Source organism: Saccharothrix sp. 6-C (assembly GCF_016695385.1).
Lineage (GTDB): Bacteria > Actinomycetota > Actinomycetes > Mycobacteriales > Pseudonocardiaceae > Actinosynnema > Actinosynnema texasense.
Map to the genome: position 1 here is coordinate 2,120,523 of NZ_CP064192.1, position 15,180 is coordinate 2,135,702.

10 protein-coding genes and 1 pseudogene are annotated in these 15,180 nt (G+C 72.4%); 3 read left to right on the top strand and 8 right to left on the bottom strand.

Features of this window, described 5'->3' with window-relative positions; all coding sequences use genetic code 11:
* Positions 1–294: 294 nt before the first annotated feature.
* Positions 295–3,126, bottom strand: a complete 2,832-nt coding sequence (locus IOD16_RS09805) for an AfsR/SARP family transcriptional regulator (protein WP_201439763.1) — start codon at positions 3,124–3,126, stop codon at positions 295–297.
* A 217-nt stretch (positions 3,127–3,343) separates the two neighbouring features.
* Between IOD16_RS09805 and IOD16_RS09810 the strand changes: the two genes are divergently transcribed.
* Positions 3,344–3,928 carry a hypothetical protein gene (locus IOD16_RS09810; RefSeq protein ID WP_201439764.1) on the top strand — a complete coding sequence of 195 codons (585 nt, stop codon included), beginning with the start codon at positions 3,344–3,346 and terminating at the stop codon, positions 3,926–3,928.
* 337 nt (positions 3,929–4,265) lie between these two features.
* Here the strand turns inward: IOD16_RS09810 and IOD16_RS09820 are convergent, their stop codons facing one another.
* The 3 genes and pseudogenes from IOD16_RS09820 to IOD16_RS09825 form a co-directional block, all read right to left on the bottom strand.
* Complete coding sequence (locus IOD16_RS09820) at positions 4,266–4,538, bottom strand: hypothetical protein (protein WP_201441782.1); 273 nt, start codon at positions 4,536–4,538, stop codon at positions 4,266–4,268.
* Positions 4,539–4,581: 43 nt separating this feature from the next.
* A pseudogene (locus IOD16_RS41405) lies at positions 4,582–4,818 on the bottom strand (transposase); the annotation flags it as partial.
* Positions 4,819–5,209: 391 nt separating this feature from the next.
* A complete protein-coding gene (locus IOD16_RS09825) occupies positions 5,210–6,319 on the bottom strand; it encodes a sugar ABC transporter substrate-binding protein (RefSeq protein ID WP_236594860.1) in 1,110 nt (369 codons plus the stop codon).
* 673 nt (positions 6,320–6,992) lie between these two features.
* Between IOD16_RS09825 and IOD16_RS09830 the strand changes: the two genes are divergently transcribed.
* Complete coding sequence (locus IOD16_RS09830; protein WP_201439766.1) at positions 6,993–8,273, top strand: hypothetical protein; 1,281 nt, start codon at positions 6,993–6,995, stop codon at positions 8,271–8,273.
* Entirely contained in the window at positions 8,270–9,358 is a 1,089-nt protein-coding gene (locus tag IOD16_RS09835) for a transporter substrate-binding domain-containing protein (RefSeq protein ID WP_201439767.1), read from the top strand. The genes IOD16_RS09830 and IOD16_RS09835 overlap by 4 nt, the downstream gene beginning before the upstream one ends.
* A 4-nt stretch (positions 9,359–9,362) precedes the next feature.
* Here the strand turns inward: IOD16_RS09835 and IOD16_RS09840 are convergent, their stop codons facing one another.
* From IOD16_RS09840 to IOD16_RS09855, 4 genes are read right to left on the bottom strand one after another with little or no spacing between them, the layout of a single operon-like run.
* Positions 9,363–9,734: a CU044_2847 family protein gene (locus IOD16_RS09840; protein ID WP_201439768.1), complete on the bottom strand. Its 372-nt coding sequence runs from the start codon at positions 9,732–9,734 to the stop codon at positions 9,363–9,365.
* A 28-nt stretch (positions 9,735–9,762) separates the two neighbouring features.
* Positions 9,763–11,247: a VWA domain-containing protein gene (locus IOD16_RS09845; RefSeq protein ID WP_201439769.1), complete on the bottom strand. Its 1,485-nt coding sequence runs from the start codon at positions 11,245–11,247 to the stop codon at positions 9,763–9,765.
* On the bottom strand, positions 11,244–13,448 hold the full coding sequence (locus tag IOD16_RS09850; protein ID WP_201439770.1) for a serine/threonine-protein kinase: 2,205 nt from the start codon (positions 13,446–13,448) through the stop codon (positions 11,244–11,246). Before IOD16_RS09850 ends, IOD16_RS09845 begins: the two co-directional genes overlap by 4 nt.
* Positions 13,445–14,971, bottom strand: coding sequence for a trypsin-like peptidase domain-containing protein (locus tag IOD16_RS09855; RefSeq protein ID WP_201439771.1), 1,527 nt, complete (start codon positions 14,969–14,971; stop codon positions 13,445–13,447). The genes IOD16_RS09850 and IOD16_RS09855 overlap by 4 nt, the downstream gene beginning before the upstream one ends.
* Between the last annotated feature and the right edge of the window lie 209 nt (positions 14,972–15,180).

Sequence of the window (15,180 nt, forward strand, 5' to 3'; positions counted from 1 at the left end):
TCGGAGGCCGAAGACGCCCGCGTGGCGGGCTACGGCTTGGCCTTCGAGGACCGCGCTGACGTCAACTCGGTGGAAGGTGGCTTCCCACTGCACTCCCAGAGCGCGGAGAACGCCCGGACGCTGTTCGGACTCTCCTCACGGTCGATGGGGGGCGGCGGGTGAGCTGGGCTGAACTGGCCGTGTACGAGAGGACGGGGGCGGGGGCTGCCGAAACGTGGAGGCAGACCGACGCCATATTCACGCGGTGAAGGCGCGCTGTCGACTTCCGACCTTGATGTTGGGCTTTGCGGAGGCCTATCCGGCTCCGGGCGCGCATCCCCCGGGCGGGTCCGCTGACGCCCCGGACCGCCCGGCCGGCGCCACGTCGAGTTCGGCGAGTTGTCGTCGGACGCGTTCGGCGTCGGTGTGGCGGCCCTGCCGCCGGTAGAGGTCGAGCGCTTCCTGCCAGGCGGCGCGGGCCGGGGCGTGGTCGCCGAGGGCGGTGTGGGGGTGGCCGAGGTTGTCCAGGGTGTCGGCGGCCTCGGTGGCGTTGCCGACGGTGCGGTACAGGGCCAGGGCTTGCCGGTAGTGGTCGATGGCCCGGTGGTGGTGGCCGGTGTGGTGCTCGATCCAGCCGAAGCTGTCCAGGGTGTCCGCCTCGCCGTCGGGGTCGTCGTGGCGGCGGTAGAGGTCGAGGGCCGCCTGGCAGTGCTCGCGGGCGTGGTCGTACTCGCCCACCCGGGCGGCGTACCAGCCCACCATGTTGAGCGCGGTGGCCTCCCACACCGGCTGGTCGAGGGCGCGGAAGAGGTCCAGGGCGTGCCGGGCGTGCTCCAGGGCCTTGTGGTCGTCGCCGCGCTGCTCCCAGGCCCAGGTGAGGGCGTGCTCGGTGTGGGCCTGCTGGGTGAGGTCGTGGTGCCGGCGGGCGAGGGCGAGGGCTTGGTGCAGGTTGGCGATGGCGTCGTCGTGCCGCCCCAGTTCGGCGAGGGCGTGGCCGAGGAGGCGGTGGGCGAGGATCCGGGCGCCGGGTTCGGGCAGGTGGCCGGCGGCGTCGGCGGCGGCCTGCCACACGGCCAGGTCGTCGTGGATGTGCCCGCGCAGGCGGTGGAAGGTGGCCAGGGTCCAGGCGATCCGCCACGCGGTCCGGTGGCGGCGCCGGGTGGCGGCGTCGTGCTGGACCGCCAGGAGGTGGGGGTGGTGGGCGTCCATCCAGGCCAGTGCGGCGGCGCGGTCGGGCAGCGGGTGGGAGTGGGTCCCGGGAGCGGGCGGGTCGAGGTGGATCGGCGGGCGGTGGGGGTTCAGGGACCGTTCGGCGGTGTGGGCCGTGTGCAGGTAGAAGTCCGCCAACCGCTCCAGCGCGGCCTCCCGCTCCGGTTCGGGCAGGTGGTCGGCGGCGGTGGTGGTGGCGTAGGCGCGGACCAGGTCGTGCATCGCGTGGCGGCCGTGCGGGTGCCGGTCGAGCAGCGAGTGGTCCTCCAGGACGCGCAGTGCCCGGCGTGCCTCGGTCGTGGTCAGGCCGGTGAGGGAGGCGGCGGCGGGCAGGTCGATGTCCGGGCCGGGCGCGATGCCGAGCAGCACGAACACCGCGCGCTGTTGCGCGGTGAGGCGGTGCAGGGACCAGGACAGCACGGCGGGCAGGCTGGCGGTGACGTCGGTCTCGTGGTCGAGCACCTCCAGTCCCGGCTCGCGCAGTTCCGCGGCCAGCTCGGCCAGCGGGAGCCGGGGGCGGGTGGCGGCGTGCCGTGCGGTGATCACCAGGGCCAGGGGGTGCCGGCCGCACAGCCCGACCAGCTCGTCCACGGCGCCGGGTTCGGCGTCGGCGCGGTGCTCGCCCAGGCGTGACGTCAGCAGCGCGCGGGATTCGACGGAGGTGAGCACGCCCAGCGGCAGGTGGTGCGCACCGTGCCGGTCGATCACCGACGGCAGGCTGGTCCGGCTGGTGACCAGCACGGTGCAGGTCGGGCTGCCCGGCAGCAGCGGGACGACCTGGTCGGCGGTGGCGGCGTTGTCCAGCACCACCAGCGCCCGTCGCCCGGCCATCAGGCCGCGGTACAGCGCGCCCGGGTCCGCCTGGGCCCGGTCGGGGGCGACGCCCAGCGCCGTGAGGAAGCCGCGCAGCGCGTCAGCCGGGTCGATCGGCTCTCCGGTGGGGCTGAACCCGTGCAGGTCCACGAACAGTTGCCCGTCGGGGAACCGGTGCAGGTTGCGGTGCGCCCAGGACAGCGCGAGCCAGGTCTTGCCGATCCCGCCGACACCGCCGACCGCCACCGTTCCGCTCGCCTGCCCGCGCGGTGCCGCGAGCAGGGCGCGGTCGAGTTCGGCCAGCTCCGGGACGCGCCCGGTGAACGGCGCGGGCGCGGCGGGCAGTTGGCGGGGAACCACCGGTGACCGGTCCGCCGCCGGAGCGGTCAGGTCGGCGTCCGCGGACAGCACCTGCTGGTGGAGCCGCCGCAGCTCCTGCCCCGGCTCGGCGCCCAGTTCGTCGGCCAGGCGGGCGCGCAGTTGCCGGTACTCATCCAGGGCCTCGGCCTGGCGACCGGCGCGGTAGAGCGCGAGCATGAGCTGGGCGGCCACGTGCTCGTTCAGCGGGTGCGCGGTGGCGCGGTCGGTGAGTTCGGGCAGCAGCGCGGAATGCCGACCGAGCCGCAGGGCCAGGTCCAGGCGGTCGGTGTCGGCGGCGAACCGCTCCCGCTCCAGCCCGTTGCGCACCGCCGTGGTCCACGGCGTGTCCAGTCCCAGCAGCGCCTCGCCCCGCCACAGCCCCGATGCGCGCTCGGCCAGTTCGAGCGCGCGGACCTGGTCCGTCTCGGCGCGGGCGAGGGCGACCAACCGGCGGAACCGGTGCACGTCCACCGCGTCCTCGTCCACGACTATCTCGTAGCCGTTCGCCCGGTGCACGATGTCGGCCTGCCGGGTGGCGCGCAGGGCCCGGCGCAGGCGTGACAGGTAGCCGTAGAGGGTGCTCCGGCCACCGGGCGGCACCCGGTCACCCCACGCCCGGTCGAGCAGTTGGTCGGCGGACAACCACTGGTTGGCCTCGACCAGCAGCACCGCCAGCACGCACCGCTGCCGGGCGTGGCCCAGGTCGACGGGCCGCTCGCCGATGCTCGCCCGCACCGGCCCCAGCACGCGGAACTCGACCGCCACCACGGAACCCCCCTCGCCGACCGGCCCGGTTGGTACCGGTCTAGCAGCGACGTCCGGCGGTTGCAGGTTTCCCGCAGGTTTTCGTTCGGTCGGTCGAGCAACGTGGCAGGCGTGGCGGGGCACGGGACCACGAGGAGCGGACCGGCGACCACCGCCCGGAGGACCTGGCCGGTCTCGTCCGGCCCGCACCGGAACAGCTCACCCTTGGAGGAATGACTTGAGTCAGCCCAGAACGCGTCCCGCCGCCGTCCGAGCGGCGTCCGGCCTCCTGCTCGCGGTCGTCTTCGGCCTCGGCGGCGGCGTGATCGTGCCCGCGCCCGCCTCGGCGCAGATCGCGGCCACGACGCCCGCCGCGTCGGAGGTGACGACGCAGGCCATCGTGCAGTTCCACCGCTTGGCGAAAACGGTCAGGGACCACTTCCACACGACGGACTGGAACGAGGTCGTCACCGCGACCAGCCGGGACGGCTACCGCTACGAGGGCGTCGACGGGGTCGTCTTCTCCGTGCAGGAAGCGGGAACGGTCCCCTTCTACCGCGTGCGGCACCGCAATTCCCCGGACCACTTCCACACGACGAGCTGGGCGGAAGTCGTCAGGGTGACCAGCTGGGACAACTACGTGTACGAGGGCATCGGCGCCTACGTCTACCCGGCGGATTCGACCATGGGCGTGCCGTTCTACCGCTTGCGGCACGGGACCACCACCGACCACTTCCACACGACGAGCTGGGCCGAGGTGGTCGACTCGACCACCAACTACGGCTACATCTACGAGGGCATCGGGGCCCGAGTGGGGATCTGACCGGCACGCCGCCGTTCCCCGCCGCCGCCCGAGCCACTAGGTCGCGTTTCAGATGTGGCGTAGCCAGACGTCGATGGCGGCGGTATGGATGGTGGCCTGGTAGCGGACGGTGAGTCTGTCGTAGCGGGTGGCGACCGCCCGGTGCTGCTTGAGCAGGTTGATGCCGCATTCGACGGCGTGGCGCTGTTTGTAGATTTCCCGGTCGATCGTGGGTGGCCGTCCACCAGCGGAGCCTTTGGCCTTGCGGTGGGCGGCCTGGTCGCGGGGTTGGTCGATGGTCGCCTTGATCCCGCGGTGTCGCAGGTAGGCGCGGTTGGCCTTGATAGCTCTTTCCGAGCTACTGCTGTTGGGTGAGTCGGCGGCTGGTGATGCGGATCATGACCAGCGGACGATGGTGGGGTAGGCGTTCGTGGTCGCGGACGCAGCGGCGGTGTCCGGTGATCCAGGCCGGAGTGCGTCCCACCACCCGCCTTCTCGGCAGCACGGTGGAGTACGGCAGATCGGGACGTTGGACGATCTCCACCACCAGGCTGCGCGCGGCGACCCGGTCCTGCGTCGAGCGCGAGCCGGGCCCGGTCGCGCAACGCGTCGGGCATCCGCTGCGTGGCACCGACCTCCTCCCAGGCGGCGAAGCGCTCGTAGACCGTGGGCCACGGCGGGAAATCCACGGGAAGTGCCCGCCAGTCGACGCCGTTGTCGACCACGTAGAGGATCGCGGCCACTATCACCCGGCGGCAGTGCTTCTCCCACCGCCCGCCACGGCCGGCCACGCACGCCGGATCGGTAGCAGCGGATCCAGCTCGGCCCACTGGCTGTCGGTGACGTCGGTGCGATACCGCCTTGTCCTTCGGACGGGCTGGTGGGACGTCACCAGGCGGCAGCAGGGGCACCCGTGGTGGAAACCGCCCGACTTACAACCACCCGCCCGCCGCGCCACGCGGGACGTCGAAGTCTGACCGCTGTCCTTCGAGTCGCATCCGTGCAGCATCGGAGCGCAGACCGCACTGGTCGACCCACGTGATCGCCGCACCCTCGGCCTTCGCGCGTGCCTCGATCGGCACTCGGCCCGGTCGAACTGCCGCCGATGCGCTCACCGCACCAGCGTCGTCGCGCGACGGCGGTGTGCGATCACGAAGGTCGGTTGACGTGCGGCAGGTTGTTCGACGTTCTCGACTGGGAAGCGGGCACGCCGGTGGACATCTCCGTGTTGGTGCGCGCTGTTCCGGAGTCCACGACACTTCAGTTCGTCGCGACGTGCACTCCGGTCAAGCCCGGAGATGTTCACCGGACTTGGTACACCTCAGGCTTGAGAATCGTTCGCGTCGCCGTCTGTCGACCATCGAGCAACCTCTGCAGCACCTCGACGGCGCTCTCGGTGAGGCGGTGGGGATCCTGGACCACCGTGGCCCGCAGCGGGCTTGCGGCGGTCGCGATGAGGTGTCGGGCCTCGGGGATCCCGTCGACACCGATGACCGTGGTCTCCCCGGTGAGCGGTGATTCCGTCGCGCGCAGTGCGTCGACCGCCCCCAGCGCCATCTCGTCGTTGGTGCAGAACACGGCGTCCAGACGGGGCGACCGCACGGCTTGCGACCGGATGTGGGCCTGGACAGCGTTGTAGGCACGTGAGCGGCTGAAGGCGCAGGTGTCGTCGAGGCTGATCGACACGTTGCCCAAGCCGGTTCGCAGGACGTCCGCACAAGACTCCTGACGATCGGAGTGCTCACGGCTGGCGACGATCAACACGTGCGGCCGCCGCACCCCACGTCGCCGCAGATGGTTTACCAGCCAACGGCCCGCTTCCGCCCCGAGGTCGGAGCTGGCGTAGCCGACGAACGCGGTGTTCGCGGGATACTCGCTCTCCTCGTCGAACGGCTCGACATCGGTGAACACCACCGGCAGCGCCAGCTCGGCGCAGAACTCCACCAGCAGCGAGCGCATCCGGTGCAGCTCGGTCGGGACGACGACACCACCCAAGTAGCTGCCCCTGGTGTTGAGCACCCTCCGCAGGTCGTGACCCTGCGAAGCAGCGTCGTAGTCCCGGTCGGGCACCTTCAACACCAGGTTGATGCCCTTGCGGTCCAGCGCCCGGTGCAGGCGTTGCACGAACTCGGCGACCCAGTACTTCTGACTGAAAGCCGAGGTCACCAGGAATACTTGACGCGTGCCCGGCTTCCGCGCCCTCCGGCGCAGCAGAAGCGGAACGGCTACGAGCGACACCACTGCGGGAATCGTCCACGCGGGCACCGGCTTCAGCAGCAGACCACTGCGGATGACGATGGCGATGCCGACGGCGACGACCACACCGCATGCGGCCACCAGCACGGTGATCCCCGCCGATGCCGATCGAATCACCGATACCCGGTGGTGGACGTGCTGCTCGAACGTGACCACCGCGTCCCGACCCGCCTGGACCACGGCACCGGAGGACGAGGCCCGACCCCGCTGCCGGACAGCACGACCACGACGATCCGCCGTCCCGGGAGAATCCCGTCGCGTAGCGGCGTCCGATCCGTCACCATCGTCAGCCTGGGAACCTCTCCCCATGACGGTCCCCTCTGGCGCCTCGACGCCATCACGTGCGAATCCAAGGCATAGCCGAATCCGACCGAGGTGATCACGCACTTCTGCGGACAAGGTGTTTCCGCGTTCGGCTGCACCTGAGATCGGGAGGGCACGGCCTGGCGTAACCGGGCGCAGAGGGAGAACACCGTGACCGCCGGGCGGCAGAGCTGGCGAGGTTCCGTCGCTGGTTCGATCTAGGTAACGACGTTCCGTCGGAGGGCATCGCTAGGACCGGCGCGGTCGAACAGCACGTCCGGACGTGCTCGGACGGTGAGCCGAGCAGGCACCACCGGGAGCCTGATGGTCGGCCCAGAGACGTCGTTGCCGTGCGAGATCACCGAGGCGAACCTGTCGACGCTGTCCAGCCACTCACGGCTGCCCGGCCCGGTGGCCCCGTGGAGGAGCGGAACGGGTTCGTCGAATCCGGCGACACCGCGGGATCGCTGTGCTTGACTTGACCGTTCACCGGGGCGAAGGCCGTTGGCACACCGCAATTGTGCGGGTGTTGGAGGAGGTGGCGTTGATCCGCGAGGGTTTCGGTGCTCACCTCCGGCGCACCGAGGGCAAGTTCACGCTGATCGCGGCTTGTGCCGCGGCGTTCGCGCTGGCGCTCGGCCTGGTCGGGATGACCGTGGTGGGCGACCGGCAGGCGCTGCTCGACGACGCGGTCGACCGGAGGGGAGCGCTGACGTCCGCCGCGCTCGACATCTACCGCACGTTCGCCGACGCCGACGCCACGTCGCTCGACGCGGTCCTGGTCGACCAGCAGCGCTCACCCGGGCTCCAGCAGAAGTTCCGCGAGGACGTCTTCGACGCGGTGGACGCGTTGCGCGAGGCCGCGTCACGGGACGCCGGGGGCAGTTCGGCCGATCGGGTGCGGCGGCTGACGGATCTCGTGCCCCAGTACGTGCAGCTGGTCGAGACCGGGTGGAGTGCCAGCCGCAACAACCACTCCGTCGGCACGAACTACCTCGCCCAGGCCTCGTTCCTGGTGCGCGGCACCATCCTGAAGGACGCCGACGAGCTGCACGACGAGCAGATCAGGGCACTCACCGAAGCCCAGGAGGACGCCTCCTCCCACGCCTGGTCCACCTACCTGTTGGGCGTGGTCGTGCTGGTGGTCCTCGGCATGGCGCACCGGTTCACGGCCCGGCGCACCCGGCGCAGGGTCAACGTCGGTCTGCTGGCCGCGGCCGGGCTCACGCTGGTCGCCCTGGTCTGGCTGCCGACGGCGCTGCTCGTCGCCTCGGGCAGCGCGGAGGACAGCATCGTGCAACGGGAGAAGGTCGTGGCGCCACTGGCGGAGGCTCGCAACGTCGGCAGGTCCGCCGACAGCAACGAGGCACGCATGTTGATCTACCCCACCCTGGGTGACGTCGAAGCGCTGCGGAACGACCTGGCCAGGATCGGCGCACTCATCGGCGACGTCACACCGGTCACCGAACCGGGCCCGGACCGGGACCGGGTCGAGCAGGCCGCGGCGGCGCTGGCATCGTGGGTCGACGCCGACGCCCGGGTGATGGACACCTCGAACCCGTTGACCTACCCCGAGACGGTCGCGATCGTGACACCGCCGACGGGTGGCGGGAAGACCCACGCCGAGCAGGTCGACGAGCACCTCACGGCTGCGATCTCCGCCTACACCAGGAGTTCCGCCGAGGCCACGGCGTCCGCGCGGGCGGCGCTCGACGGGCTCGCGGTCGGTTTCGCCCTGCTGATGGTCGCCGCGGCGGGCGCGGCGGTGGCCGGGCTGTGGCCCCGGATCGCGGAGTACTACCGGTGAGGGCGCGTGCGGTGACGGCCGCTCTCGCCCTGCTGCTGGCGGGGTGCTCGGCCCCGACCGGCGCGCCGCAGGAGGAACGTGCCGCGCCGCTCGTGCTGCCCTACGGCTACGCCGATCCGGGATCGGAGGCCACGCCCATCGAGGCGTGCGAGACGGCGGAGGGTCGGCTGGAGTTCGACCCGCGCCGCACCCTCAACCCGGCCGCCCTGGGGCGTGACGCCGCGGGCGCGCCCGTGGGGCCGACGCTGGACGAGATCCGCCGTGACGGGCTGGTGGTCGGCGTCAGCCAGACCACGCCGCTGCTCAGCCGGCGCAACCAGGTGACGGGGGAGATGGAGGGCTACGAGCTCGACATCATCCACCGGATCGCGACCGAGTTGTTCGGCCCGGGGTTCGCCCCCGGTGACCCGCGCCTGCGGCTGGTGACGATGCCGACCGGCAGCAGGCTGCTGGCGCTGAGGACGGGCAAGAACGACGCGGCGCGCAAGGCCGACCCGAAGCTCGCCGAGGTGCCGGAGGTCCACATGGTCCTCGCCGACGTGACGTTGACCTGCGGTCGGGTCTACACCCACGACGTCATGTACTCCGCCCCCTACCTGACGACGAACGCGGGCCTGTTGACCCGCACGGGCGCCGAGCGGCGGTCGTCGCTGGCCGACCTGTCCGGGCGGAAGGTGTGCGCGGCGTCGGCCACGACGAGCATCGCCGACCTGCTCGCGCTGAGGCCGAGTACCGGGATCCTGCCCGTGTCGGTGCCGGACTCCAGCGAGTGCCTGATGCTGCTGCAACGCGGCCTCGTCGACGCCGTCTACACCGACTTCCCGATCCTGCAGGGACTCCAGCTCCAGGATCCCGGCACGACCCTGGTCGACCTGCGCGGCCAGGGCGGCGGGCAGGCGGGCGTCGCGATGAGCAAGGACCACCCGGACCTGATCCGGTTCGTGAACGGCGTGCTGGAGCGGATGCGCGCCGACGGCAGCCTGGCGGCCTCGCGCGACAGGTGGTTCGTCGACGAGGTGCGGGCAGCCGGGCTGGACGTGCCCGGACCGCCGCTCGACCTGCCGCCCGTCACCTACGCCGACTGAGCCGTCACGGCTCCTCGACGACCTCCTCCTCGACCGGCAGGCCGTCGCGACGCCACCGGAGCTTGACCTCGAACTGGCCTTGGACGCCGGTGCGGGCGATCACCGCGCCCGCTTCGGCGTCCAGCTTGAGCCCGAACTTCAGCTCGACCTCGTCGGGCGCGCGGGTCATCGACGCGAACTGGGCGAGGGCCGCCGCTGCGGCGTCCCGGACACCGGCGACCGCCTGCTCGAACGTGGCGCGGGCCTCTTGGAGCACCCGCGCCGAGGACCGGCCCGCCGGGGAGACGCCCGGCCGCTCGTCCACCTCGACGAGGACCGTGCCGCCGTCGGCCAGCGCGAACCGCAGGAGCTTCGAGTGCGGGTGTTCCGTGGTCACGGGGTCTTCTCCTCGGTGTGCTCGATCGTCAGGTGGTCATCGCCGTGCGGCAGTCGCCGCAGAACCGGGCGGTCGCGGGCCAGCTCTTCCCGCAGTTCGGGCACGTCCTCTCGGGCGCGGCCTTCGTGGCGCCCCCCGTCGTGCCTCCGGTCGTCGCCCTCGCGGCGGGCGAGGGTGAGGCCGCCGACGGCATCTCGGGGCTCATGCTGGACATGACCGAGCTCATGCCCACGGACAGCAGGTCGACGGCGGCGAGGTCGTCCTTCAGCCGCACCACGCCGTCGGCCGGTTCACCGACGACGTCGACCAACCGCAGCAGTCGCTGCAACACCTTGTCGTTGTCCAACGCGGTGGCGAGGGCGACCGCACGGCCCCACTCGGCCGCCGCGGTCGCCAGGTCTCCCGTGTCGTGGGCGTCGCACCCGCGCAGCACGGCTTGCCCCAGCTCAGCCTGGTCGGTGTAGTGGGCGACCTTCGGGTCCATGATGCTGGACTTCTTCATGTCGTCGGTCCACCGCACCAGGACGACCGCGGGTGGGCACGCGCGGTCGAACTCCGTCGCACCCGCCCGGCGCACCTCCAGGTCGACCCGGCCCACCCGGATGTCGGTGTCCGGTTCCGCGTCCGACGAGTCGACCTTGAGCCGGAGGTGGAACTCGCGGCTCTCCGCGCCCCACGACCCGGTGCCGAACGCGGTGGTGCGCGCGTCGACCTCGTCGCCGACGAGTCGGGCCTCGGTGGGGAACGTCTGCCGCAGGAAGTCCACCTCCGAGCGGGTCGTGGTCTTCACGACCACCCGGACCTCCGGGACGACCTTCCCCATCGCGGTCTTGGTCATGGCCTCGAAGTCGGCGACGAGGTCGGCGGGCTGCCGGACGGCGTCGGCCGTGCCGTGCAGCGCCGCCGCGATGCGCAGCAGCTCGCGCTTCTCCCAGTCCGCGCCGATGCCGCGGGCGTCGCAGGTGAACACCCGCGCGCACGCGGGCAGCTCGACGTCGAGCCTGACGTCGGCCTCGCTGTTCTGCCCGTCGGTGAGCATGATGACGTGGCGCACGGCGGTCGGGTGGTCGGAGAGCAGGCCGCGGGCCAGCCCGAGCCACTCACCCATGTTCGTGCCGCCGCCGGCCTGCAACTGGCTCACCGCCTTCTTCGCCGCGCGTCGGGTCGCGGGCGTCGCGGCGACCAGGCGCGGCCCGGTCGGGTAGATCACCCGGGCGAGGTGCGTGCCCTCGATCACCGCGAACAGCGCACCGTCGCGCAGGGCGTCGATCGCGGCCTTCGTCGCCCGTTGCGCCGCCGCGATCTTCGTCGGCGGGTACGCCATCGAGCCGGAGCAGTCGATGGCGATCACCTCGGCCACCTCGGCCGTGACATCGGCGCCCGGCACGCCCTGGGCGGTCACGGTGAGGATGGCGTGCATCTCGTCGTCCTCGGTGGACAGGTAGCGGTTCTGGCTGACCGCCAGGCTGAATCCGGGCGCGTTGTCGTCCATGTCGTCGTCCCCGTGGCTCATCGGAAGGTCACCGGCCGGTACGTGTTGGCGAGGTCGACCAGGTCGGAGCGCTCGGCTTGGGTGTCGGCCTGCCTGGCGAGCGCGCGGTACGACCGCTCCAGGCGTTGCCGCAGCGCGTCTTCGTGGCGCCGGAGCACCTCGTCGCCCGCCATCGCCGCAGCGAGCTCGGCCTCCTGCACCACCGCCTCCAACCGGACGCGGGACTGCCCGGTGGTCGCGCCGCCGTCGAGGTAGAGCCGGGACAACCGGTCGTTGGCGGCGGCCAGTTCCGCGGCGTGCGGGCGGTCGAGCTGCCCGGAGCGGGCGAGCGCGCCGCTGAGGACGCGCACGGCCGCGATGCGGGCGGCGTCGTAGTGCCGGGACACCGGTGGCGTCTCGTCGAGCAGGGTGACCGCGCCCGCCCGGTCGCCCTGCGCCAGCCGGACCCGGGCGAGGCCGAACACGGCGCTCACCACGGACCGGTCGCGTCGCCACACCGAGCCGTAGCGGGCCTCGGCCTTGGCGAACGCCCCGCTGTGCTCGTCGCAGTAGGCCAGCGCGAGCTTCGGCGCGTCCTCGCCGGGCAGTTCGGCGTAGCCCGCGTCGAACGCCGACCTGGCTTCCTCGACGTCGCCGTCGGCCAGCGCGATGAGGCCTTCGTGCCACCGCAGCCGCCAGTCGCGGTCGTCACCGAGCAGGTTCCCCGCCTGGCTCAGGCTCTCGACGGCCGCGTCCACGTCACCTGCGGCGAGTGCCGCGCGGCACCGGACGAACGCCGTCTCGGGTGTCCGCAGGCCCGCCGTGTCGAGCCGGTCCAGCAGGCGGCGCGGGTCTTCGGCGTCGGCGGCGGCCAGGACGTCGGCCGCCGGGTCGTCGGCGGTGGCGCGCGGCACGGGCAGGCCGATCGCCACGACGGCGGGAGCCGGGCGGCCGAGGTCGAGCGGCAGGTCCTCGGGCAGCTCGCCGATCCACCGGCTCAACGGCGGGACGACCCCGAGGCCGTCGTCGAGGAGCGTGGCGGTGTGCACGAACCGGGTCGACGGCTCCGGCCGCGGCTGCCCGTCGCGCAGCGAGGCGATCTCGCGCAGCACTCCGCGCAGCTGGTCGGCCATGTCGGCGGACGAGGCGAACCGGTGGTCCGGGTCCTTGTGCAGGGCCTTGGTGTAGACGCGGCGGAACGATTCGAGCCCGACCTCGATGCGCCGGCGCTCGGCGGCGCTGTACTGGCCGGCGCGGTGGTCCGCGGTCTCCAGGTAGAGCCTGCGCAGCGTCTCGCCGACGGTGTGCAGGTCGGACTGGACGGTGAGGCCGCGCTCCGCGATCTCGGCGTCGGACACCTGGTAGGGGCGGGTGCCCACGACCTTGCCGGACCGGTCGCCGACCCGCCGCACGGCGCCGAGGTCGATGAGCTTGACCCGGTTGCCGCGCTCGCCGTGCCTGCCCGAGCGGATGATCACGTTGTCCGGTTTGAGGTCGCAGTAGAGCAGGCCGCGTTCGTGCAGGTAGTCGAACGCGGCGAGGACCTGCAGGCCCGCGGCGATGACGTGCTCGGTGCGCAGCGGCTCGCCCAACGGCAGCGTGCCGAGGCGGGACTGCTCGGCGACCTCGTTGAGCACCAGGCCGTCCACGTACTCCATGACGATGTAAGCGCGCGGCGTGCCGGTGTGGATGTCGGGGTGGCTGACGAAGTTGAAGATGCGGACGATGTTCGGGTGGTCGATCGTGGTCAGCGCCTGGCGCTCGGCGGTGGCCAGGTCCTCGTCCGCGACATCGATCAGTCCTTTGAGGACCACCGGGTTGTCGTCCAGGTGCGTGTCCTTGGCCAGGTAGATCCACCCGAGCCCGCCGCGGGCGAAGCAGCCGACCACGAGGTACTGGTCGGCGACCAGGTCACCGGGCGCGAGGCTGGGCAGGAACGAGAACGCCGTGCCGCACGCCAGGCAGAACCCGGCGCCCTGCGCGGGCAGGGCCTTCGGGTCGGGGCAGTCGGGGTTGCCGCAGCGCCGGGCCCGGACCGGGACCTGCGGATCGGTGAGGATGCGGCTGGTCGGATCGGGGAAGTCGAAGACGGGCAGCGAAGCCGGGTCGTCGCTGCGCGACCGGCGGCTGCCCGTGCTGCTCGACGAGGACGAGGGCCGCGTCTCGGCCGGGCGCCCGCAGGTGTCGCAGTAGTCGGTCTCGTCGATCGAACCGTCGCAGTCCACCCTCGTGCAGGCCGTCATCCCGGTTCCCCCTTCGCCAACGCCCGGCGCACCAAGTCCTGGTACTCCTTCACCGCCTCGCGGACGGCGTCACCGTCGACCGGGTCGGCCGCCAGCAGCGCGTGGGCCCTGCGGTAGGCCGTGGCGGAGCCGATGTGCTCCGCCAGACCGCCGTCGCCCGCTTTCGCCTTCCACCCCTCGAGTTGGCCGCGCAGGTCGGACATCGCTTCTGCGACTTGCCGCGCGTCGGCGCGACCGCTCTCGACCCGGGTGATCGCGCGGTCGAACCGGGGCAGCCGTTCGGCGACGAGCGTCCAGTCCGCGGCGGCGGCACGGCGCAGGCCGCTGAGCGCGATGCGCAGCCTGCTCGCATCGGTGTCCGGGCTGTCGGCCAGCAGCACCGCGATGCGTTCGGCGAACCCGTCGAGTCGCCCGGTGACCGCGGCTCTGGCCAGGGCCCGTGCGGCGTCGATGCCCGCGGAGTCGTCCTGGTCGAAGCTGAAGACGAGGCGTGCGCCGTGCCGCACCATCGGCTCGAACACCTCGTCGAGCAATGCCTGGGGTTCGTCGGTCTGGTCGACGCCGTCCACCACGACGGTCATCGGCGGAGTGCCCGCCTGCACGCGTCGGGTGCTGGAGCCGTCGGTGGCGAGCCCGGCCCGGTCGACGATGCGCCGGGAGACCTCTTCGACGGTGAGCCCTTCCACGTCCAGGGCGAGGTCCGGATCGGGTGAGTCGCCGACGCTGGACAGCGCGACGGCGTGCCGCAGGTCGGTCCGCTCACCACCGACGACGATCAACACCGCGGCGCCGTCCTCCCGGCGGGAGAGCCAGGCCATGATCTCGCGGACGCGTTCGGCGAGGTGCGTGCTGTCGGCGGGAGCGGGGAACCTGTCCGGGTCGACGCCGCGGTCGCCGACCGCCCACTGGGAGACGAGCGGGAGGTGGGCCTCGATGGTGGCGACGGGCATCATCCACGCCAGGCCGGCGTCGTCGTCGGTGTACTCGCTGACCACGATGCCGAGCACGTCGCCGGTGGCGTCGTCGGCGACGCCGGAGCCGCTGAACCCGGCGCGGACCCGCTGCTCGCCGGGGGAGCGGCGGTTCATCTGGAGCCACTCGGACCCGGCCCAGGCGGCGAGCGTCATGCGTGCCCAGACCCCGATGTCGAGGCCTTGGCCGTGCGGGTAGCCGTGGGTGTGGACGGGCCGGTCCCAGGTGAGCGCGGCCCGGCGGAGCGTGGCGCCGAGCCCGGCCGGCTGCCTGGTCGCGAGCTTCAGGACCGCCACGTCACCGCGGTCGTCCCCGTCCGGCGGAACGTGGGCGACGATGCGGGCATCGCTGGTGGGCGCGCCGGGCAGGCCCACCAGATCGACGGCGAGCGCCTCGGCGGCCAGCGCGACGTGCGCGCAGGTGAGCACGTGCTCCCGGTCCAACAAGACACCGGCGCCCAGCACCTCGCCACCACCGCGGTCGCGCACCCTGACCCGCCACCGTTCGGCCCCGTGGGCGAAGGGCCCGGTGTCCCCCTCACCAGCGATCACTCACGCACGATAGAACAGCGGGTGCGGGTGAGGATCACTTTGACGAACCACGCCCCGTTCGGCCTAGACGTGCCTCGACATCACCGCGGCCCGCACGTCCCGCCCGTCGGGTCGGACCGCGTGGGGGACGCTCCGCCGTGCTCTGCCGCAGGACTTCCCCGCGCTGGAGGTCGAGCCGGTCCGCCGCCCGTTGACACCTCCGCGCGGCG

Bases quoted from the DNA above. Each gene is read 5' to 3' on its own strand.
- IOD16_RS09845 (WP_201439769.1), bottom strand. From the start codon at position 11,247: ATGAGCCACGGGGACGACGACATGGACGACAACGCGCCCGGATTCAGC.
- IOD16_RS09850 (WP_201439770.1), bottom strand. From the start codon at position 13,448: ATGACGGCCTGCACGAGGGTGGACTGCGACGGTTCGATCGACGAGACC.